A 20,438-nucleotide genomic window follows, 5' to 3' on the forward strand; every position below is an offset into this window, starting at 1 on the left:
ATAAATGGCAACAGACAAGGAGTTCCCCATGGCCACCAAGACCGTCACCGACGCCAGTTTCCAGGCCGACGTTCTCGAATCCGGCACCCCGGTGCTGGTCGATTTCTGGGCAGACTGGTGCGGGCCGTGCAAGATGATCGCCCCCGCGCTCGAGGAAATCAGCGACGAGCTGGCCGGCAAGGTGACCATCGCCAAGATGGACATCATGGAGAACCCCGATATCCCCGGCCAGATCGGCGTCCAGTCGATCCCGCTGATGGTGCTGTTCAAGGACGGCAAGCCGGTCGCCAAGCGCCTCGGCGCGGCGCCCAAGAGCGCGCTCAAGGGCTGGCTCGAAGGCGAACTGGGCTAATCTCCGGAAGGCAGGGCGGCTAGCCGCCCGGACGATAGCCCGACCGGTCGAGCAGCTCGACGAACGCATCCCACTGGCGCGGGCTGGCGGCGGCGATCATTCCCTTGCGCGCGCTGTCCACCCGGTAGGGCGATCCGTCTTGCCGGGCGCACCGCCCGCCTGCCTCGTTAAGAAGCAGGCACCCGGCCGCGTGGTCCCAGGCCAGCGTGCGTTCGTAGATCGCCAGATCGTGCGGGCCGAACGCCACCATGGGATACTCCTCGGCAGCGCAGCCCGGTGCCTGGCCCGGCCGATAGTTCGGCGCGACTTCGCGCTCGAACAGTGCGCGCTGTTCGGGCGTCATGAACCTGGTCATCGCCGACAGCACGGGAGGGGTGGAGCCGCTCTCCGTTGCGCTTACCTGCTCCTCGCCGACAAAGGCGCCTTCGCCGCGCCGGGCACGGCACAACCGGTCGCGGCGCGGATCGTAAATCCACCCTGCGATCGCCTCTCCCGCATCGGCTAGCGCGATCATGACCGCGAAGTGGCCGTCGCCCCGCGCGAAATTGCTTGTCCCGTCGATGGGGTCGATGATCCAGCAGGCTTCACCCAGCGCATCGAGCACGGTGGGATCGGCATGGGCCGCCTCTTCGCCGACGATCCTGACGCCCGGCGCCAGCCTGGTGAGAGCTTCGGCCAGGAAAGCCTCCACTTCCCGGTCGACCACGGTCACCAGATCGTCCTGCGCCTTCGCCTCGATCTCGCCGGCCGCGAGGTTGCGCCAGCGCGGCATGATCGCCCGTTCCGAAACGAACCGCAGCAGCCCGAGGATTTCCTCGTCCAGTGCGCTCAAGAGCGATAGTCCGCGTTGATCGCGATGTAGCCGTGCGTCAGGTCGCAGGTCCACACGGTGGCGCGGCCCTCGCCAAGGCCGAGGTCGACGTCGATGCGGATCTCCTTGCCGCGCAGATGGGCGGCGACCGGCGCCTCGTCGTAATCGGCCAGCGGCAATCCCTCGCGGGCTGCCCAGACGCCGCCGAAGCCGATCGACAGCTTGTCGCGGTCGGCGGGCTCACCCGCCTTGCCAACAGCCATGACCACGCGGCCCCAGTTGGCGTCTTCCCCGGCGATGGCCGTCTTGACCAGCGGCGAGTTGGCAATCGCGAGCCCGACCTTGCGCGCGCTTTCGTCCGACACGGCGCCCTCGACGTGGATCTCGATGAACTTCTGCGCGCCCTCACCGTCGCGCACGACCAGATGGGCGAGCTGGCGGCACACGTCGTGAACGGCCTCGGCAAAGGCGTCGGCCCCGTCATCCTCGAACGAGGCGAGCGGCACGTTGCCGGCCCTGCCGGTGGCGAAGGCGAGCACGGTGTCGCTGGTCGAGGTGTCGCTGTCGACGGTGATGCAGCTGAAGGTCGACTCGTTCGCGGCGGACAGGCACTGCTGCAGGAACACCGGATCGACGGCCGCATCTGTGAAGATGTAGCCGAGCATCGTCGCCATGTCGGGTGCGATCATCCCGCTGCCCTTGATGATCGCACACAGGGTGACAGTTGTGCCGCCGACGAGCGCGGTCGCCATCGCGCCCTTGGGGAAGGTGTCGGTGGTGGCGATCGTCGCTGCGGCATCTTCCCACGAGCAGGGCTCGGCCGTCAGCGCCGCCTCGACCCCGGCACGGGCCTTGTCCTGCGGCAGGGGCACACCAATGACGCCGGTCGAGGAAACGAAAACCTCGCTCGGTTCGCACCCGAGATGGCCGGCGACTTGCGCCATGATCGCCTCGACCGCGTCGCGCCCGCGATAGCCGGTGAAGGCGTTGGAATTGCCCGCGTTGACGACCAGGGCGCGGGCCTTGCCCAGGCGTGCCTGCTCGCGCCCCAGTTCGACTTCGCTCGAACAGCACACGTTGCGGGTGAACACGCCGGCGACCGCCGTTCCTTCAACCAGTTCGGCGAAGGTCAGGTCGCAGCGACCCCAGTTCTTGTACCCGGCGCGCGCGACGCGCAGCGTGACGCCCGCGATGGGCGGCATGGCCGGGAAGGGCAGGGCGAGTGGCGAGCGTTCGAGGTCCATCGCCGGGGCGATAAGCCGGAGAAAACGAGCGTCAAGCTCCGCCGGGCATGCAATCCGAATAGACGTGCTGCAGTTGCGGGCCGCGGTGACCGTGGCCGGGTGGAGAGGCTGGGCGGGGCGGGGGCGCTGGAGCCGCCGCGGCAGCCGGATGGCCGGGGCCGGGAAGCGGGATCGCCGTCATGCCGGCGCGATGCCCGGCACGGCTGCGCGCTGCTTGTCCTTGTGCCGCAAGCGCCTCGCTTCGAACAGCGCGGCGAGTATGGCGCCCAGGGCAATGGCCAGAACCGGCGCGACGATGCGGCCGACCGACGGATCGAAGTGAAGCTGCACGATCTGCAGGATCGGCAGATGGATCGCGTAGAGTGGGTACGACAACAGGCCCAGCCGCCGCAGCCACGGTTCGGCCGATGTGCTGGCCGGGGCGCGAATTGCCAGGATCAGCCACAGCGGGAAGGCAATGATCGCGATCAGAATGTCGCCCGCCGCGTGGCCAAGCGGCGCGTAGGGCAGGGCGGCGATGACCGCCACCGGCAGCGCCAGAGCCGCCGGCCAAGGCAAATCCGGCCACCGTAACGCAATCGCCCCCGCATGCCACCGGGCAACGAGCAGTCCCGCGCCATATCCGAACATCACCCGCGCCACGCCGGGCAGAAATTGCGGTCCGTTCATCCCGAACTCGTTGGAGCCGTGGCGCAGAATGCAGATGGCCAGGATCACGCCGGTAATCCCCACGGCGAGCGCGAGCCATGCCGTCCGCAACTTCGCAAGAACGACGGCATGAAGCAGGTTTGCCACCAGTTCGAGTACCAGCGACCACTGCGGACCGTTCAGCGGGAACAGGGTTCTCGGCAACCACAGCGCGGGAATGAGCAACAGCGAAAGCGGCAGCCAGCGGAGCCCTTCCGCGAAGCGCCCGGCCGTCGCGAACAGCAACAGGCCCAGCAGCGAACCGGCGGCGACCATCGGCCACAGCCTGGCGACGCGCATCCGCATGAACGCCGCCGGTGTCAGCCCGCTGCGCAGTTTGCTGTCGAACGCCTTGGCAAGGACGAAGCCGCTGAGCACGAAGAACAGATCGACAAACAGGTAAGCCCGCTGCATCAGCGGGCCGGCAAGACCGAACAGCCAGGCGTGATAGGACATGACGTAGAGCGCGGCGAGCCCACGCATACCGTCGAGTAGCGGCAGACGGGCTGGTCCTTGGCGGTCTGTGGCGTCCGTCATCCCCGGGGCTTAGCCAATCGTGGTTACGAACGGCTTAAGCCGGCAAATCCGCCGACTATCGCATTGCGGCGATGGACTTTCGGCCGGGAATCACTATTATCCTGCCATCATGCTGCGCAAGCTGATCGCACTTCTCGCCCTGTTGACGGGCCTCGCCGCACTCGGTGTGCCGGCTCAGGCGCGTGCCGGGGAAGTGCCCGTGGGCGTCACCGCCGCGTTCGACGTGTCGTCCAAGTGCGACATGGACCGGCGCATTGCCGAAGCGCAGCGCAAGCGGCCGATGGCGCAGGGCAAGACCCAGCGCACGCCGTGCCCCAAGCCGACCCCGCTGGTCGTTTTCCCGCCGATCATGTTCGGTGCGGACCTCGCGCTGGAATAGCGCCGCAGCATTCCAATCTGCTGTAATTCCCGCCGCGCGTGCTTGCGCGGTGTCCCTTTTTCCAAATCATTTCGGGAACAACGCCCATGTTCGGCGCAATCGCCAAGGCCGTGTTCGGCTCATCCAACGACCGTTACGTAAAGTCGCTCGACCCCATCATCGCCATGGTCAACGCGCTCGAGCCGCAGATCCAGGCGCTGTCCGATGCGGAGCTGGCGGCCCAGACGCAGAAGTTCCGCGACCAGATCGCCGGCGGCAAGACGCTTGACGACATCCTGCCCGAAGCCTTCGCCACGGTGCGCGAAGCATCGGTCCGGGTGCTGGGCATGCGCCACTTCGACGTGCAGCTCGTCGGCGGCATCGTGCTCCACCGCGGTGAGATCGCCGAGATGCGGACCGGCGAGGGCAAGACCCTGGTCGCAACGCTGGCGACCTATCTCAACGCGATCGAGGGCAAGGGCGTCCACGTCGTTACGGTCAACGACTACCTCGCCCGGCGCGACGCCGAATGGATGGGGCAGATCTACCGGTACCTCGGCCTGACGGTCGGCGTCATCGTGCCCAACCTTTCGGAGCACGAGCGGCGCGACGCCTACCTGTCCGACATCACCTACGGCACGAACAACGAGTTCGGCTTCGATTACCTGCGCGACAACATGAAGCACGAACGCAGCCAGCAGGTGCACCGGCCGTTCAACTTCGCGATCGTCGACGAGGTCGATTCCATCCTGGTCGACGAGGCGCGCACGCCGCTGATCATCTCGGGCCCGACCGACGACAAGAGCGAGCTCTATCTGCAGCTCGACGCCATCGTGAAGACCTTCGAAAGCGAATACTACGAGGTCGACGAGAAGGCGCGCAGCGTCAGCCTGACCGAGGAGGGGAGCGAAGAGATCGAGCGGCGCGTGGCGGCCGCCGGGCTGCTCGTCACCGACAACCTCTACGATGTGGAAAACACCCTGGTCGTGCATCACCTCGACCAGGCGCTCCGGGCCAACATCATCCAGAAGCGCGACATCGATTACATCGTCAAGGAAGGCAAGATCGTCATCATCGACGAGTTTACCGGCCGCATGATGGACGGACGGCGCTGGTCGAACGGCCTGCACCAGGCGGTCGAGGCCAAGGAAGGCGTCAAGATCGAGCCCGAGAACCAGACGATGGCTTCGATCACCTTCCAGAACTACTTCCGGATGTATCCCAAGCTCGGCGGCATGACCGGTACCGCGGCCACCGAAGCGGCGGAATTCTGGGACATCTACAAGCTCAACGTCGTCGAAATCCCGACCAACGTCCCCGTCCAGCGCATCGACGAGGACGACGAGTTCTACAAGAACACGCTCGACAAGTTCCAGGCCATCGCCAAGGCGATCCGCGAAAAGCAGGACACCGGCCAGCCGGTGCTTGTCGGCACGGTGTCGATCGAGAAGTCGGAACTGCTCTCCAGCTTCCTCGACAAGGAAGGCGTCAAGCACGAGGTGCTGAACGCCCGCTTCCACGAACAGGAGGCACACATCGTCGCCCAGGCCGGCCGGCTCAAGGCGGTTACCGTCTCGACCAACATGGCCGGGCGCGGGACCGACATCCAGCTCGGCGGCAACGTCGAATACCGGATCGAGGACGAGCTGAAGGACCTCGCCAAGGACGACCCCAAGCGCGCGCTCGAGATCGACCGCATCAAGGCCGAGGTCGCCGCGGAGAGGGCCAAGGTGCTCGAAGCCGGCGGGCTGTTCGTGCTCGGTACCGAGCGCCACGAGAGCCGCCGCATCGACAACCAGTTGCGCGGCCGCTCGGGCCGCCAGGGCGACCCGGGCCTGAGCAGGTTCTACCTGTGCCTCGAGGATGACCTGTTGCGCATCTTCGGGCCCGACACCCTGTTCTCCAAGATGATGAACTCCAACCTCGCGGACGGTGAGGCCATCGGCAGCAAGTGGCTCTCGAAGGCCATCGAGACGGCGCAGAAGAAGGTCGAGGCGCGCAACTACGAAGTCCGCAAGCAGGTCGTCGAATACGACAACGTGATGAACGACCAGCGCAAGGTGGTCTACGAACAGCGCGCCGAGATCATGGACAGCGAGACCGTGGACGATGTGGTGGTCGACATGCGGCACGACGCGATCAACGCGATCGTCGGCACGGCCTGCCCGCCGGATTCCTATCCCGAGCAGTGGGACGTCGCCTCGCTGAAGGCGAAGATCGCCGACATGACCGGCATGGATTTCCCCATCGAAGACTGGCTGCACGAAGATTCGGTCGAACCCGAGATGATCGAGGAGCGGATCCGCGAGGCGGCCGACGCGGCGATGGAGCGCAAGATCGCGGAAAGCGATCCCACGGTCTGGCGGCAGGTCGAAAAGCAGGTTCTGCTCGACCGGCTCGACCATCACTGGAAGGAGCACCTCGCCACGCTCGATGCCTTGCGCCAGGTGGTGTTCCTGCGCGCCTATGCGCAGAAGCAGCCGATCAACGAATACAAGCAGGAAGCGTTCGGCCTGTTCGAATCGATGCTCGAGGTGATCCGCGAGGATGTGACCAAGATCCTGCTCACCAGCGTGCTGCGGATGGCCCCGCCGCCGCCGGCGCTGCCCGACCTGCCCGACTTCCTGACCGGCCACATCGATCCCCTGACCGGGCTCGACGACAGCCGCGACGGCGACGGCTCTGCTCTCAACCCGGCGTTCTTCGGATCGCTTGCCGGGAGCCCGATGGCGGCCGCCGGTCCGGGCGGATCGTCCGACAATCCCTATGCCGGGCAGGAAATCAGCCGCAATGCGCTGTGCCCGTGCGGTTCGGGCAACAAGTACAAGCACTGCCACGGCGCGATGGCCTGATCGAGGCCGGACTTCCTCCCTTGCCGCGACCGTAACGGGTGTTACAGTCGCGGCGGGAAGGGAGGCGCCGGTGCGGATCACGAGGCTCGATTTGCCGAAGTGCGGGGTCGGCGAGGGGCCCGTCTGGGACGTCGCCGAACAAGCCTGCTACTACGTCGACATAACAGGCAGGGCGGTCCATCGCTGGGATCCCGCAACCGACGCGCATCGTCGCTGGGACCTGCCCGACATCGTCGGCTCGATGGCGCTGCGCCGCGGCGGCGGGGCCATCGTCGCCCTGGGGACCGGCGTGTTCACGCTCGATTTCGCAAGCGGCGCGCTCGAACCCCATGTGCTGCTCGATCCGCCCGATCCCGAGGTGCAATTGGCCGACGGAAAGGTCGACCGGCGCGGGCGCTTCGTCTTCGGCACCAGCCACCGCGCGATGCAGGAGCCGCGCGGCGGCGTCTACTCGCTGGAAGCGGGCGTGCTGCGCAAGATCGACGGCGACGTGTTCCTCGGCAACGGCCCGTGCTGGTCGCCCGACGACCGAACCTTCTATCACGCCGACAGCCTGCGCCACACGATCTATGCCTACGACTATGCGATAGAGACCGGCGATATCTCTGCCCGCCGGCCGCTGATCGATGTCAGCCGGTGGGGGCCCATCCCAGATGGCGCCACCGTCGACGCCGACGGCAACATCTGGTCGGCGATCTGCGAGGGCGGGGTGATCCTGTGCATCTCCCCGGCGGGCGAGGTCCTGCGCGAGATCCCGTTCCCGACCCGCATCCCCGCCAGCGTGATGTTTTTCGGGCCCGAACTGGACCGGCTGTTCGTCCCCACCATCGACCCCAGCTTCATCCCGGGGCGCACCGCCGGGCCCGACGACGGGGCGATCTTCGTCATCGACGGTCTGGGCGTGAAGGGGCTGCCGGAGCCGCGCTACGATGGCTGAAGCGCCTGCCGGGCAGATCGACTACCGGCGGATGATGCCGCTGATGTTCGCGGTGTTCGTCAACATCGCCGGGTTCAGCCTGATCCTGCCGCTGCTGCCGTTCTACGGCCAGCTGTTCGGTGCCGGGCCGTTCGAGGTGGCGCTGCTGTTCGCCGCCTACAGCTTCGGCAACGTGCTGGGCGAGATATTCTGGGGCCGCCAGTCTGACCGCCACGGGCGGCGCGCGGTAATGATCTGGACCACGGCGGGCGCGGCGCTGACCTATGTCGCCTTCGCCTATGCGCCCACCCTCTGGCTCGCCATCGGCATCCGCGTGGTCAACGGCTTTTTCGGTGGAACCCTCAGCGTGGCGCAAGGTTTCCTGGCCGATGCCTCGCCCCCGGAAAAGCGCGCCAAGGCGATGGGCCTGTTCGGTTCGAGCTTTTCGGTCGGCTTCGCCTTCGGACCGGCGATCGGCGGTCTGCTGGCCGGGCAGGGCGAAACGCTGGCCGATTTCCGCACCCCTATCCTGGCTGCCGCCGTGCTGTGCGCCGTGACCTGCCTATGGTCGTCTGTCGTGCTTAAGAACGCGCGCGAGCCGCTGGGCAGGGCCGCGCCGCTGCCGCGGTACAGCGAAGGCTATGCCTACGTGACGACCCACCCCGTGCTGTTCCGGCTGTTCGTCATCAGCTTCTTCGGCATCGCCGCGTTCGCGAGCATGGAGGCGGTCTACGGCCTGTGGAGCGAAGCCAACTTCGGCTGGACCGCGCGCGACCTGGGCCTGGCGTTCATCGCCATCGGCATGGGCGGCCTGGTGATCCAGCTCTTCTTCCTGCAGCCGCTGGTGACGCGTTTCGGCGAGGGACGGATCATCGCGCTGGGCCTGGCGACCCTCGCCGCCTCGATGCTGCTGCAGCCGATCATGCGGCAGGAATACGTCGCGGTCGCGCTGATGGGCGTCCTGATGATGGGCCATTCGCTGGCCTTCCCCACCGCCGGGGCGCTCACCAGCCGCACGGTCCCGCCTGAGAGGCAGGGCTCGGTCATGGGCCTGCTGATGGCGAGCAACGCCTTCGGCCGCATCGTCGCCCCGCCGACCTTCGGGCTGATCTACGAGGCCGGCCACGACCTGCCTTGGTATGCCGGCGCGGTCATGATCGCGCTGATCGTGCCGCTTGCCCTGCAACTTGCGGCGCGCGAACGGGCCGCCTTGCCGTAACGCGAAAACCCGGTAGGCTCTCGGAAACACCAACAGGGAGAGAGATATGCGCCGGTTCGCCCTCATCGCCACCGCCGCCGTGGCGCTCGCCACAGCAGGCTGCACGACGACCATGGCCGCCGGCCCCGACGCCGCGGAGGCGATCGCGATCGCCGTGGCGGACCCCCTGCGTCCGGCAGCCGACAGGGCGCGCGATGGATTGCGCAAGCCGGCCGAGATCATCGCTTTTGCTGGCGTGAGACCGGGCATGCACATCATCGAATACGCGCCCGGCGGGGGCTACTACACGCGCCTGCTGTCGCGAACCGTCGGGCCGGAGGGCAAGGTCTACGCCCTGGTCCCGGCAGCGTTCGCCCAGCGCGAGGGCGCGCTCGACGGGTTGAAGGCGATTGCCGAACAGTACGGCAACGTCGAGGTCGTGCCGGTCGATTTCGCCAACTTCCTGCTGCCCGAACTGGCCGATCTGGCGTGGACGACCGAGAACTACCACGACTTCGTCAACGGCGGTTCGATTGCGGCGATCAACGAGCAGACCGCGAAGGCGCTCAAGCCCGGCGGCATCTTCTTCGTGGAGGATCACGATGCGCCCGGCACCGGTGCGGGGGCCACGCGCACGCTGCACCGCATCGACGGCGAGGAAGTCGTCCGCCAGGTCACGGCGGCCGGGTTTGCGCTCGATGCACGCAGCAACCTGCTCGACAACCCCAACGACCCGCACACCGCCAATCCGCGCGAGGTCCAGCCCACGAGCGACAAGTTCGCCCTGCGGTTCCGCAAGGCGGGCTAAAAGCCGCACGAGAAGCCCGGCTTCAAAAAGGAGAGCCTCCCAGCCGGTTCGGCGGGGAGGCTCTCTTTTTTTTCTGTTTCAATCGCTCGAGAGCCTGGCTCCGGGCGAAGAAACCACTCTCGTGATCGGTCGATCAGACGACGGCGAAGTCAGTCGCCTGCAACGTGAGGTTCGGCTGCAGCGTTGCGAACTGAACCGCCGCGCCGCTTCCGCTGCCGTCGGCATCGAAGAAGAGCCCGCCGGTGGCCGAGTTGTAGAACAGCTTCTGATCGGCCGTGGTCGCCGAGGTGCCGCTACCGTACGCCCCGCTTGCCAAAGACCCGGGGGTCAGGCCGGTGAAGATCGCATCGTCGAGCATGATGCGATCGGTGCCCGACACGAAGTCCGTGATGGTATCCACGTTGCCGCCGCCGAGAGCGGTGTCGAACATGAAGTGGTCGGCACCCGCGCCCCCGGTGAGGGAGTCGGCCCCGCCCCGGCCATTGAGCACGTTGGCTCCGCCATCGCCGGTCAGCACGTCGGCAAAGGCAGTGCCGGTCACGTTCTCGATGCTGGAGAACGTGTCACCGTTTGCCGCTCCGCCAGTGGCTACTCCGGTGTTCAGGTTCACCGTCACGGCGCCCTGATTGTCCTCGTAGCTTGCGGTATCGTTGCCGGCCGCGCCGACGAGCACGTCCGCACCGAGTCCACCGATCAGCACATCGTCTCCGGCTCCGCCGTCGAGCCGGTTGGCGCCATTGTCACCGATCAGCGTGTCGCGGAATGCCGTTCCGGTGACGTTTTCGATCGAGACATAGGCGTCGCCCTGGGCTGCATTGCCCGAACCCGCGGCAGCGAGAAGATTGACGAACACGGCGCCCTGGTTGTCCTCGTAGCTCGCCGTGTCGATGCCTGCCCCGCCGACGAGAGTGTCGGCGCCGAGGCCACCGATCAGAACGTCGTCCCCGGCATTGCCGTCGAGCCGGTTCGCCCCGTTGGAGCCGATGAGGACGTCACCCATCACGGAACCAAGCAGGTTCTCGATGTCGGACAGCGTATCGCCCTGGGCGGCGTTGCCGAAGCCCTGCCCGGTCGAGAGATTCACGAACACCGAGCCCGCGGTGTCGTCGTAGGTCGCGGTGTCGATGCCCGCGCCGCCGGACAGCACGTCGGCGCCGGCGCCGCCGTTCAGCGTGTCGTCGCCATCGCCGCCGGCCAGCGCGTCGATCCCGCCGCCGCCAAGGAACTGGTCATTGCCGCCCATGCCGCTCAGCGTGTCGTTGCCGGCACCGCCGACGAGGAAGTCGACCGCACTGCCGCCGGTAATGGTGTCATCCCCGGCGCCGCCATTGAAGTAATACGGCCGGGTGGCCGCAATGGCCGTCAGCGTGTCGGCGCCCGAGGTGCCCAGGGTGACGATCTCGAAGAAGTTGCCCCGTTGGACGCCCGAGACGAGGTCGCGCACGTCGAAGGTCGCCCCGGCGGAGGCGATAAAGGTCACGCCCTCGTCGTCGATCCGCGTGACCGGGCCGGTGAGCCCGTCTGCGCCGTCTTCGGCCTGTAACCGAACAGCGAGCCCGCCGTCCTGGTTCGTCATGACGTTGCCGTCATTCGACAGGCCATTGCCGACTTCGGCACTGGTGAAGGTCAGACGCACCTGGCTGCCGGAAGCGGCCGTGACGTTGACGATGTCGGCACCGTCGCCGAGGTTGATCGAGTCCGCGCCGTCGGTGGCAAGCGTGATGGTCGCAGTGTCGTTGCCGGCCCCGCCGATGATGGTGTCGTTACCGCCGCCGCCGATAAAGTTGTCGTTGCCCGCGCCGCCGTCGAGCGTGTCGTTGCCCGCGCCGCCGACGAGGAAGTCGTTGCCGGTGCTGGCGATGATGGTGTCGTTGCCCATTCCCGCGTTGTAGTAAATCGCCAAGCCGGCCCGTTCGGGCGTGAAGGTGAGCGTGTCGTCACCCATCGTGCCGAGCACGACGCCGAGGAATTGGTCGCCGCGCGCCGCGCCGCTGACGAGGTCGCGCACGTCGAAAGTCGTGTTCGGCGCGGCCGCGAAGAAGCTGATTCCTTCGTCGTCATAACGGCTTAGCGGGCCGTTCAGGTTACCCGATGAATCTTCGGGTTGGAAGCGAACCGCCAGGCCGCCGTCCTGATTGGTCTGCGTGTTCCCGTCGAGCGGATTGCCGTTGCCGACTTCGCTGCTCGTGAACGTCAGTCTGACCTGGGTCGAGGGTGCGCCGTTGCCACCGACGAGTACCCGGTCATTCCCGGCGCCGAGATCGACAAAATCGGCCCCGCCGACGCCGAGCGTGTAGGTATAGGTATCATCGCCAGTGCCGCCGATGATGACATTGTCCCCGGAACCGCCGTCGATGACGTCGTCACCGCCGCCGCCGTTGAGGATATCGTTACCGGCACCGCCGTTGACCGTATCGTTGCTGTCGCCGCCATTGAAGGTATCGGCACCGTCGCCGCCGTTAAAAGTCGCCATTGATTTCTCCTGGGAGTTGCGAACGGCGAGGAAGGCCGTCGGCGGTGTGGAGAAATCTATACGGCGAGCTAACGCGTTGGTTTCATTTTCAACGTGCAAATCGCGCAATCAACGGAAATAACACAAGTTAATTTCCGCGATATGCGCTTTAGTGGCTCCCCGAGTTGGATTCGAACCAACGACCAAGTGATTAACAGTCACCTACTCTACCGCTGAGCTATCGGGGAGCAGCCGGTACGGCAGGGGTGCGCCTATATGGGCGGGATTCGGCTTTGGCAAGCCCCGGTATCAGCCAGATAGACAGGCTGCTTTCAGGCCGCGAACTGTTCGCTGACGATGCGTTCGTCGAGGCTGTGGCCCGGGTCGAACAGGAGGGTGAGATCCTTGCCGTGGTCGACGGCGAGGCGGACCTCGGCGATGTCACGCACTTCCTTCTGGTCGGCCACCGCGGCCACCGGGCGCTTGTCCGGCTCGCGCACACGGAAAACCACCTCGGAGCTGTCGGGCAGGATCGCCCCGCGCCAGCGCCGCGGGCGGAACGGGCTGATCGGGGTCAGTGCCAGCGTTTCGGAGGTCAGCGGCAGGATGGGGCCGTTGGCCGAGTAGTTGTAGGCGGTCGACCCTGCCGGCGTCGCCAGCAGCACGCCGTCGCAGGCGAGTTCGGGAATGCGGACCTTGCCATTGACCTCGACCTCGATCTTGGCGGTCTGGCGCGTTTCGCGCAGCAACGAGACCTCGTTGATGGCGTTGTAGCTCACCGTCTCGCCGCCCTGGGTCGTGGCCTCCATCTTGAGCGGCGGCACGGTGATGCGGCGCGCCTTGGCCAGCCGTTCGGTCAGATCGCTGTTGGCACGATAGCGGTTCATTAGGAAACCCACGGTTCCCAGGTTGACCCCGTAAGCCGGGATCACCCGCCCGTCGTCCAGCATCTGGTGCAGGACCTGCAGCATGAAGCCATCGCCGCCGAGGACGACCACGGCCTCGGCATCCTCCAGCGCAGCCCATTCCCGCGCCGCCTGCAATCTGGCGGCCGCCTCCTGCGCCCGCTCCGCAGGCGAGGCGAGCAGTGCAACGCTCTCGAACCGGTTCCTCTCGCCCATCGTGTCGCCCGCTGTCTCGTCCGCGCGGTACCTATGGGGAGCCGTCCCGATTTGCAACGCGCGTGGCACGGCAGCAGACGGGCCGGGCCGGATGCGACAAGGCAGACACAGATGTTAGCGATATCGAATGGACTAGAGCGCCGCGGCATGTCGGCCGATCGCCGCCGCGGCTCCAGCCGCCGGATCGAGGAGATCGACGCCGCGCTGCAGGCGGGGCAGGTCGAGATCCTCTATCAACCGCAATACGCCTGTGCGGACGGGGCGCTCGTAGGGGCCGAGGCGCTCTCGCGCTGGAACCATCCCCTGCTGGGCCGCATCGGGGCCGAGGCGCTGTTCGACATGGCGGGGCGCGCCGGGCAGGCAAGCCGGCTGACGCGGCATATCGCCAAGCGGGCGATGGCTGCGGCGAACGAATGGCCCGCCCATCTGGGCCTTTCGCTCAACGTGACCCCGGCCGACCTCAACGAGGACGATTTCGCAGCGACGATCGGCGCGACCCTGGCCGAGGCGAAGTTCGATCCCCGGCGCCTGACGCTGGAGATCACCGAGGAGGCACTGCTTGGCGACGTCGAACTGTGCGCCGCGCGCCTGCGGACGCTGTCCGCCATGGGTATCCGCGTGGCGCTCGACGATTTCGGCGCGGGGTTCTGCAACTTTCGCTACCTGAAGTATCTTCCGCTGTACGCGCTCAAGCTCGATCGCAGCATGATCGAGGGCATCGCGGACGATCCACGCGACCTGGCGGTGCTGCGCGGAATCCTTGCGATGGCCCAGGCACTCGGGCTGTCGGTTACCGCCGAGGGCATCGAGACCAGGGCCCAGCAGGCTATCGTGGCGCGCGAAGGCTGCGCGACGTGGCAGGGTTTCCTCGGTGCCCAGCCGCTGACGGCGCTGGCCTTCGCCGCATTGGCTGCCTAGGCGGCCGCCTTTTCGCGCTTTTCGGCCTTCCTGACGATTCCGCTCAGCCCCTTGCTAAGCTGGAACAGCCCGTTGAGCCGGCTTTCGGGATCGCCCCACGCCCGGTTGATGACCAGCTTCATGTCCGGCCGCAACTTGGCGGTTTCGCCCAGCCGGTCGATATAGGCGAGAAGCCCCGCGGGATCGGGAAATTCGTCCTTGTGGAAGGTCACCAGCGTGCCGCGCGCGCCGACGTCGATCTTGGCGATGTTCGCCGTGATCGCCTGGTGCTTGATCTCGATCAGCCGGATGAGGTTGGCGGTCGCCGCAGGCAGCGGGCCGAAGCGGTCGATCATTTCGGCGGCCAGCCCCTCGATGTCGCCCGGATCGGCATCGTTCAGGCGGCGGTAGAGCGCCATGCGCACGGCCAGGTCGGGAACGTAGTCCTCGGGAATCATGATCGGCGCGTCGACGGTGATCTGCGGGCTCGGGCCAGTGTCGCGCTCCAGCCCCGCTTCGCCGGCCTTGGCGGCCAGGATCGCATCCTCGAGCATCGACTGGTAGAGCTCGAAGCCGACCTCGCGGATGTGGCCGGACTGCTCGTCGCCCAGCAGGTTGCCCGCGCCGCGAATGTCGAGATCGTGGCTGGCGAGCTGGAACCCGGCACCCAGGCTATCGAGATCGCCCAGGACCTTGAGGCGCTTTTCCGCGACTTCCGACAGCTGCCGGTCGGGCGGCGTGGTCAGGTACGCGTAGGCGCGCAGCTTCGCGCGGCCCACGCGGCCGCGCAGCTGGTATAGCTGGGCGAGGCCGAAGCGGTCGGCGCGGTGGATGATGATCGTGTTGGCGCTGGGGATGTCGAGGCCGGATTCCACGATCGTCGTCGAGAGCAGGATGTCATAGCGCTTTTCGTAGAAGGCGCTCATCCGCTCCTCCACCTCGCTCGGCGCCATCTGGCCGTGCGCGGTGACCGCCTTGAGCTCGGGGACGTGCTGCTTGAGCCAGCGCTCGACCTCTTCCATGTCGGCGATGCGCGGCACGACGATGAAGCTCTGCCCGCCGCGATGGTGTTCGCGCAGCAGCGCCTCGCGCATCACCATGTCGTCCCATTCCATCACGTAGGTTCGCACCGCCAGGCGGTCGACCGGCGGGGTCTGGATGGTCGACAGCTCGCGCAGGCCGCTCATCGCCATCTGCAGCGTGCGCGGGATCGGCGTGGCGGTGAGGGTCAGGACATGGACGTCGGCGCGCAGTTGCTTGAGCGCTTCCTTGTGGTTGACCCCGAAGCGCTGCTCCTCGTCGACGATGACGAGGCCGAGGCGCTTGAACTTCGTGCTCTTGGACAGGATCGCGTGGGTGCCGACGACGACGTCCATCGTCCCGTCCTCCAGCGCCTCGCGGGTCGCCTTCATCTCGGCTGCGGTCACGAGGCGGCTGAGCCGCCCGACCTTGAGCGGAAATCCGGCGAAGCGGTCGGAGAAATTCTGGAAATGCTGCCGGGCGAGCAGGGTGGTGGGCGCGACCACGGCGACCTGCTGGCCGCTCATCGCCGCGACGAAGGCCGCGCGCAGCGCCACTTCCGTCTTGCCGAAGCCCACGTCGCCGCAGACCAGCCGGTCCATCGGCGTGCCGGCGGCAAGGTCGCTCAGCACCTCGAAGATCGCCCGGTCCTGGTCGTCGGTCTCTTCCCACGGGAAACGGTCGACGAAGGGCATGAAGCTCGCCTCGTCCACCTCCAGCGCGGGCGCCTTGCGCAGCGCGCGCGCGGCGGCGGTGCGCAGCAGTTCGTTGGCGATCGCGCGGATGCGCTCCTTCAGCCGCGCCTTGCGCTTCTGCCAGCCTTCGCCGCCGAGCCGGTCGAGCGTTACCGCATCTTCGCTGCTGCCGTAGCGGCTGAGGACCTCGAGGTTCTCCACCGGGATGTAAAGCTTGTCGCCCCCGGCGTACTCCAGCATCACGCAATCATGCTGGCTCTTCCCGACGGCGATCGGTTCGAGCCCCAGGTACTTGCCGATGCCATGGTCCATGTGGACCACCAGGTCGCCGCGGTTGAGCGCCTGCAGTTCGGCCAGGAAGGCATCGGCATCCTTGCGCTTCTTGCGCCGCCGCACCAGCCGGTCGCCGAGCAGGTCCTGTTCGGTAAACAGGTCGAGCGTCTCGTTCGCGAAGCCGGTGTCGAGCGGCAGGACCATCGCGACCGGGCCCTTGGCCGCGGCGCCGAGCGCCTCCTGCCAGGTCTCGGCCAGCCGGACCTTGGCCCCGGCTTCCTCGAGAATAGACGCGATGCGCGCCCGCGAACCGGTGGAGTAGGCCGCGAACAGGGCCTTGCGGCCCGACTTCGCGACGGAATTGAGATAGTCGGCCGCCGCGGCGTAGACGTTCTCCCCGCGCGAGCGCTCGGGCGTGAAGTCGCGCGCCGAGCGGAAGCCGAAATCGATGGTGTTGGCGCTTTCGGGCTGGGCGAAGATCTCGGCCCGGTGGACCGGCCATTGCGCGATCTGCGCGGCGAACTCGTCACGCCCGAGGTAGAGCGCGTCGACCGGCAGGGGGCGATAGCTGCCCGCCGCTTGGCCGGTCGTTTCCCGGCGCTGCCGATGGTAATCCTCGATGTCGCCGAAGCGTTCTTCGGCTGCCGGCAGGGCAGCGCTGTCGATAACGATGATATCATCGCTGCCGAGATGGTCGAAAATCGTCGCCAGCTTGTCCTCGAACAGCGGCAGCCAGTGTTCCATCCCGGCGAGACGGCGCCCGTCGCTGATCGCCTGGTAGAGCGGGTCCTGGGTGGCGTTGGCGCCGAACAGCTCGCGGTACCGGCTGCGGAAGCGCTTGATGCTCTCGTCGCCCAGCAGCGCCTCGCTGGCCGGCAGCAACAGATGCCCCTCGATCACCTCGGTGGTGCGCTGGGTGTCGGGATCGAACAGTCGCAGGCTCTCCAGCTCGTCGCCGAAGAAGTCCAGCCGCAGCCCGGCGTCGAGGCCGGAGGGATAGATGTCGAAGATCGACCCACGCACGGCGAACTCGCCGCTGTCGATCACCGTGTCGGTGCGCGAGTAGCCCTGCCGCTGCAACAGCGCGGCCAGGCTGTCGTGGCCGATCGTCATGCCCGGCTTCAGCTCGCGCACGCCCTCGCGGATGCGGAACGGCGTCAGCACCCGCTGGGAGAGGGCGTTGACCGTAGTGACGAGGAGTTGCGTCTCGGCTTTCCCCGCCTGCAACTGGTAGAGCGCTGAGAGGCGCCGCGAGCTGACCGAAAGGGCCGGGCTGGCGCGGTCGTAGGGCAGGCAGTCCCAGGCCGGAAACTCGATCACTTGCAGTTCCGGCGCGAACCAGTGGGCCGCGTCGGTCACCGCGCGCATCGCCGCCTCGTCCGGCGCGACGAAGACGGCGCGGCCGCCGCCCTTCCGCTGCCCTGCCGCACGGGCGAGGTCGCCCATGACCAGCGGCTGCGCGCCGCGCGCCAGGGAAGCCAGGGTCAGCGGCGAGGTGGCCGAAAGGATGCGGGAAATCTCGGCCATTGGAAGCGGGTCTCGACAGTTGCGGGCGCACACGAAAACTCGCCGGCGCATTCTGGAAGGGCAGCGCCGGCGAGCCTTTGTCGCCCGCCATGGAGGTCGGGGCGAACGATGTGAACCCTAGATGGAAACGTAATCGAGTTTTTGCAGGGCAGACATCAACGGCCCTTGATATTTTTCCGGCGGAGCGTGCGTGCCCATCGCCCAGCCGAGGATGTCGCTGTCCTCTTCTTCCAGCACCCCTTCGAACCACGCGAGATCGGCCTCGGACCACTGCGCATGATAGCGGTCGTAGAACCCGCCCACGGTGTAATCGGCCTCGCGCGTGCCGCGGTGCCAGGCGCGATATCGCGCGCGGGCCAGGCGGGTTGTAAGATCGGTCATCGTTGCCTCCTACCGTCGCGGCGGCCGATGGGCTAGGGCCGGGCGATGCGCCCCGATCGGCTCAATCCGCTGTTCGTCGATACCGAGAGCCTCGACGGCGTCGGGCCCAAGCTGCGCAAGCCGCTCGAGAAGCTCGGCCTGACCCGCGTGCGCGACATCGACTACCACCTGCCCGACCGGTTCGTGCAGCGCCGCGCGGTCGCCGATCTGGACGAAGCAAGCGAGGGCGAACAGATCGTCATCGCGCTGACCCCGGTGGAACACCGCGCGCCGCACAACAACCGTGGGCCCTACCGGGTCCTGGCGCAGGATGCGAAAGGCAACGTGCTGGCGCTGACGTGGTTCGGGCGGGCAAGCTACACCGCCCGCAAGACGCTGCCGGTGGGGGAGAAGCGCTGGGTGGCGGGCCGGCTCGACCGTTATGGCGACATGCTTCAGATGGTTCATCCCGACCATGTGGCGGAGACCAGCTCCGGGCTGATGGGTCACCTGGTGGAGCCGGTCTACTCGCTGGCCGAAGGGCTGACCCAGCCCAAGGCCGCCAGCCTGGTGGAACAGGCGCTGGCGCGCACGCCCGAGCTTCCCGAATGGATCGAGCCGGGCGTGTTGGCCAGGCACAAATGGCCCGCGTGGCGCGACGCGCTGCAACTGGCGCACAGCGGGGAAAGCCCCGCTGCGCGCGACCGGCTGGCCTACGACGAGCTGCTGGCCAATGCGCTGGCGCTGATGCTGGTGCGGGCCGACAACAAGCGGCGCAGGGGGCAGCCGCTGAAGGGCGACGGGCAGCTGCGGGCCAAGCTGGCGCTGCCGTTTCCGCTGACCGGGGCGCAGACCCGCTCGATCGCCGAGATCGAGGGCGACATGGCGCAGGACGCGCCGATGCTGCGCCTGCTGCAGGGCGACGTGGGCAGCGGCAAGACGGTCGTCGCGCTCGAGGCCATGCTGATCGCGGTCGAGGCAGGCGCCCAGGCCGCCTTGCTCGCGCCGACCGAAATCCTCGCCCGCCAGCATTTCGAGACCCTGCGCCGGATGCTTGCGCCCACCGGCGTCGCCATCGCGCTGCTGACCGGGCGCGACAAGGGGCGGGCACGCGAATCGATCCTGATGGGCCTGCTGGACGGCACGATCGACGTGGTGGTCGGCACCCATGCGATCTTCCAGGAGACCGTGCAGTATCGCAACCTGGGGCTGGTCGTGATCGACGAGCAGCACCGGTTCGGCGTGTCGCAGCGCCTGCTGCTGACGCAGAAGGGCCGGCGCACCCCGCACACCCTGGCGATGACCGCCACGCCGATCCCGCGCACCCTGACCCTGGCGCAGTACGGCGAAATGGACGTGAGCAAGCTCGACGAGATGCCGCCCGGGCGCCAGGCGATCGACACCGTGGTTGTGGCGCAGGACCGGCTGGGCGAGGTGGTCGAGCGCCTGGCCGGGCAACTTCAGGCGGGCGCCCAGGCCTATTGGGTCTGCCCAATGGTGCGCGAGCACGAGAGCGAGGACATCGCCGCCGCGGAGGCGCGCTTCGCTTCGCTGCACGCGCGGTTCGGAGACGATGTCGTGCTGGTTCACGGCCAGCTGCGGCCCGAACTGAAGGACGCCGCGATGGAGCGCTTCGCCGCCGGCAACGCCAGGTTGCTGGTCGCCACCACGGTAATCGAGGTCGGAGTGGACGTGCCCAACGCGACGCTGATGGTCATCGAGCAGGCGGAGCGCTTCGGCCTTGCCCAGCTTCACCAGTTGCGCGGCCGGGTCGGGCGCGGCGAGAAGAAGAGTATCTGCCTCTTGTTGCGCGGCGATGCTCTCAGCGAGACGGGGAAACAGCGGCTGGCGCTGATGCGCGAAACGCAGGACGGGTTCCGCCTGGCCGAGGAAGATCTCAAGTTGCGCGGGGGCGGTGAGCTGCTCGGTACCCGCCAGAGCGGCGATACGCCGTTCAGCGTCGCCAACCTCGAACAGATCCAGCGCCTCCTGCCCATGGCCCACGACGATGCGCGGCTGCTGGTCGAGCGCGACGGCGGCCTCACCGGCGAGCGCGGCGAGTCCGCCCGGATACTGCTCTACCTTTTCGAACGCGACTGGGGCGTGCAGTTGCTCAGGGGCGGCTGATCAGTCGAGCTCGGGCAGGGCGGGATCCTCGCCCGTCTCGCGCTCAATCTCGTCCGCCAGGCGCAGCAGCGCGGCGGCCTCCTGCTCGAGGCGGCGCGCCTGTTCGCGCAGGATGGCGGCATGCGCCGGCCGGGCAAGTCTCTTTATCATTGGGGGCGGGGGCCTTTTTGCGACACGCGCCCATAGCCCGCTAACGCCGACCT

16 protein-coding genes and 1 tRNA gene are annotated in these 20,438 nt (G+C 67.4%); 8 read left to right on the forward strand and 9 right to left on the reverse strand.

All coding sequences use genetic code 11. The features are described from left to right. Positions 1 to 28: 28 nt before the first annotated feature. Entirely contained in the window at positions 29 to 352 is a 324-nt protein-coding gene (gene trxA, locus ACWPMZ_RS06170) for a thioredoxin (protein WP_455703127.1), read from the forward strand. A gap of 19 nt (positions 353 to 371) precedes the next feature. Here the strand turns inward: trxA and ACWPMZ_RS06175 are convergent, their stop codons facing one another. The 3 genes from ACWPMZ_RS06175 to ACWPMZ_RS06185 form a co-directional block, all read right to left on the reverse strand. Continuing rightward, positions 372 to 1,184, reverse strand: coding sequence for an inositol monophosphatase family protein (locus ACWPMZ_RS06175; protein WP_455703128.1), 813 nt, complete (start codon positions 1,182 to 1,184; stop codon positions 372 to 374). Beyond that, complete coding sequence (argJ, locus tag ACWPMZ_RS06180; protein ID WP_455703129.1) at positions 1,181 to 2,407, reverse strand: bifunctional glutamate N-acetyltransferase/amino-acid acetyltransferase ArgJ; 1,227 nt, start codon at positions 2,405 to 2,407, stop codon at positions 1,181 to 1,183. The genes ACWPMZ_RS06175 and argJ overlap by 4 nt, the downstream gene beginning before the upstream one ends. A 177-nt stretch (positions 2,408 to 2,584) precedes the next feature. Then, positions 2,585 to 3,631: an acyltransferase family protein gene (locus ACWPMZ_RS06185; protein WP_455703130.1), complete on the reverse strand. Its 1,047-nt coding sequence runs from the start codon at positions 3,629 to 3,631 to the stop codon at positions 2,585 to 2,587. Positions 3,632 to 3,740: 109 nt separating this feature from the next. Here ACWPMZ_RS06185 and ACWPMZ_RS06190 point away from each other — a divergent pair, with 109 nt between their 5' ends. From ACWPMZ_RS06190 to ACWPMZ_RS06210, 5 genes are all read left to right on the forward strand, one after another. After that, positions 3,741 to 4,010: a hypothetical protein gene (locus ACWPMZ_RS06190; RefSeq protein WP_455703131.1), complete on the forward strand. Its 270-nt coding sequence runs from the start codon at positions 3,741 to 3,743 to the stop codon at positions 4,008 to 4,010. 86 nt (positions 4,011 to 4,096) lie between these two features. After that, positions 4,097 to 6,841 carry a preprotein translocase subunit SecA gene (gene secA, locus ACWPMZ_RS06195; RefSeq protein WP_455703132.1) on the forward strand — a complete coding sequence of 915 codons (2,745 nt, stop codon included), beginning with the start codon at positions 4,097 to 4,099 and terminating at the stop codon, positions 6,839 to 6,841. A gap of 70 nt (positions 6,842 to 6,911) precedes the next feature. After that, complete coding sequence (locus ACWPMZ_RS06200; RefSeq protein ID WP_455703133.1) at positions 6,912 to 7,778, forward strand: SMP-30/gluconolactonase/LRE family protein; 867 nt, start codon at positions 6,912 to 6,914, stop codon at positions 7,776 to 7,778. Then, positions 7,771 to 8,976, forward strand: coding sequence for an MFS transporter (locus tag ACWPMZ_RS06205; protein WP_455703134.1), 1,206 nt, complete (start codon positions 7,771 to 7,773; stop codon positions 8,974 to 8,976). The genes ACWPMZ_RS06200 and ACWPMZ_RS06205 overlap by 8 nt, the downstream gene beginning before the upstream one ends. A 46-nt stretch (positions 8,977 to 9,022) precedes the next feature. Beyond that, positions 9,023 to 9,763, forward strand: a complete 741-nt coding sequence (locus ACWPMZ_RS06210) for a class I SAM-dependent methyltransferase (protein ID WP_455703135.1) — start codon at positions 9,023 to 9,025, stop codon at positions 9,761 to 9,763. 133 nt (positions 9,764 to 9,896) lie between these two features. Here ACWPMZ_RS06210 and ACWPMZ_RS06215 read toward each other — a convergent pair whose 3' ends face one another. The 3 genes from ACWPMZ_RS06215 to ACWPMZ_RS06225 all read right to left on the reverse strand — a co-directional run bounded on the left by ACWPMZ_RS06215 (position 9,897) and on the right by ACWPMZ_RS06225 (position 13,336). Beyond that, on the reverse strand, positions 9,897 to 12,236 hold the full coding sequence (locus ACWPMZ_RS06215; RefSeq protein ID WP_455703136.1) for a beta strand repeat-containing protein: 2,340 nt from the start codon (positions 12,234 to 12,236) through the stop codon (positions 9,897 to 9,899). A 152-nt stretch (positions 12,237 to 12,388) separates the two neighbouring features. Next, positions 12,389 to 12,463, reverse strand: a tRNA-Asn gene (locus tag ACWPMZ_RS06220). 84 nt (positions 12,464 to 12,547) lie between these two features. Beyond that, a complete protein-coding gene (locus tag ACWPMZ_RS06225) occupies positions 12,548 to 13,336 on the reverse strand; it encodes an NAD kinase (RefSeq protein ID WP_455703137.1) in 789 nt (262 codons plus the stop codon). A gap of 147 nt (positions 13,337 to 13,483) precedes the next feature. Here ACWPMZ_RS06225 and ACWPMZ_RS06230 point away from each other — a divergent pair, with 147 nt between their 5' ends. After that, entirely contained in the window at positions 13,484 to 14,254 is a 771-nt protein-coding gene (locus tag ACWPMZ_RS06230) for an EAL domain-containing protein (RefSeq protein WP_455703138.1), read from the forward strand. Here ACWPMZ_RS06230 and mfd read toward each other — a convergent pair. Both mfd and ACWPMZ_RS06240 read right to left on the reverse strand, forming a co-directional pair. Further along, the gene (mfd, locus tag ACWPMZ_RS06235; protein ID WP_455703139.1) at positions 14,251 to 17,748 is read right to left on the reverse strand and encodes a transcription-repair coupling factor; all 3,498 of its coding nucleotides are present in this window, start codon (positions 17,746 to 17,748) and stop codon (positions 14,251 to 14,253) included. The two genes, ACWPMZ_RS06230 and mfd, sit on opposite strands and share 4 nt — an antisense overlap. A 117-nt stretch (positions 17,749 to 17,865) precedes the next feature. Next, positions 17,866 to 18,129: an FAD assembly factor SdhE gene (locus tag ACWPMZ_RS06240; protein ID WP_455703140.1), complete on the reverse strand. Its 264-nt coding sequence runs from the start codon at positions 18,127 to 18,129 to the stop codon at positions 17,866 to 17,868. A gap of 45 nt (positions 18,130 to 18,174) precedes the next feature. On the opposite strand from ACWPMZ_RS06240, the gene recG reads away from it, so the two are divergent. Continuing rightward, entirely contained in the window at positions 18,175 to 20,235 is a 2,061-nt protein-coding gene (gene recG / locus ACWPMZ_RS06245) for an ATP-dependent DNA helicase RecG (protein ID WP_455703141.1), read from the forward strand. On the opposite strand, the gene ACWPMZ_RS06250 is transcribed toward recG, so the two are convergent. Beyond that, a complete protein-coding gene (locus ACWPMZ_RS06250) occupies positions 20,236 to 20,385 on the reverse strand; it encodes a hypothetical protein (protein WP_455703142.1) in 150 nt (49 codons plus the stop codon). Positions 20,386 to 20,438 lie beyond the last annotated feature (53 nt).

The sequence above is a fragment of the Tsuneonella sp. HG222 genome, from assembly GCF_053819185.1.

Bases quoted from the DNA above. Each gene is read 5' to 3' on its own strand.
- ACWPMZ_RS06190 (WP_455703131.1), top strand. From the start codon at position 3,741: ATGCTGCGCAAGCTGATCGCACTTCTCGCCCTGTTGACGGGCCTCGCC.
- argJ (WP_455703129.1), bottom strand. From the start codon at position 2,407: ATGGACCTCGAACGCTCGCCACTCGCCCTGCCCTTCCCGGCCATGCCG.
- secA (WP_455703132.1), top strand. From the start codon at position 4,097: ATGTTCGGCGCAATCGCCAAGGCCGTGTTCGGCTCATCCAACGACCGT.
- mfd (WP_455703139.1), bottom strand. From the start codon at position 17,748: ATGGCCGAGATTTCCCGCATCCTTTCGGCCACCTCGCCGCTGACCCTG.
- ACWPMZ_RS06230 (WP_455703138.1), top strand. From the start codon at position 13,484: ATGTCGGCCGATCGCCGCCGCGGCTCCAGCCGCCGGATCGAGGAGATC.
- recG (WP_455703141.1), top strand. From the start codon at position 18,175: ATGCGCCCCGATCGGCTCAATCCGCTGTTCGTCGATACCGAGAGCCTC.
- ACWPMZ_RS06225 (WP_455703137.1), bottom strand. From the start codon at position 13,336: ATGGGCGAGAGGAACCGGTTCGAGAGCGTTGCACTGCTCGCCTCGCCT.
- ACWPMZ_RS06205 (WP_455703134.1), top strand. From the start codon at position 7,771: ATGGCTGAAGCGCCTGCCGGGCAGATCGACTACCGGCGGATGATGCCG.
- trxA (WP_455703127.1), top strand. From the start codon at position 29: ATGGCCACCAAGACCGTCACCGACGCCAGTTTCCAGGCCGACGTTCTC.
- ACWPMZ_RS06185 (WP_455703130.1), bottom strand. From the start codon at position 3,631: ATGACGGACGCCACAGACCGCCAAGGACCAGCCCGTCTGCCGCTACTC.
- ACWPMZ_RS06210 (WP_455703135.1), top strand. From the start codon at position 9,023: ATGCGCCGGTTCGCCCTCATCGCCACCGCCGCCGTGGCGCTCGCCACA.
- ACWPMZ_RS06250 (WP_455703142.1), bottom strand. From the start codon at position 20,385: ATGATAAAGAGACTTGCCCGGCCGGCGCATGCCGCCATCCTGCGCGAA.
- ACWPMZ_RS06240 (WP_455703140.1), bottom strand. From the start codon at position 18,129: ATGACCGATCTTACAACCCGCCTGGCCCGCGCGCGATATCGCGCCTGG.
- ACWPMZ_RS06215 (WP_455703136.1), bottom strand. From the start codon at position 12,236: ATGGCGACTTTTAACGGCGGCGACGGTGCCGATACCTTCAATGGCGGC.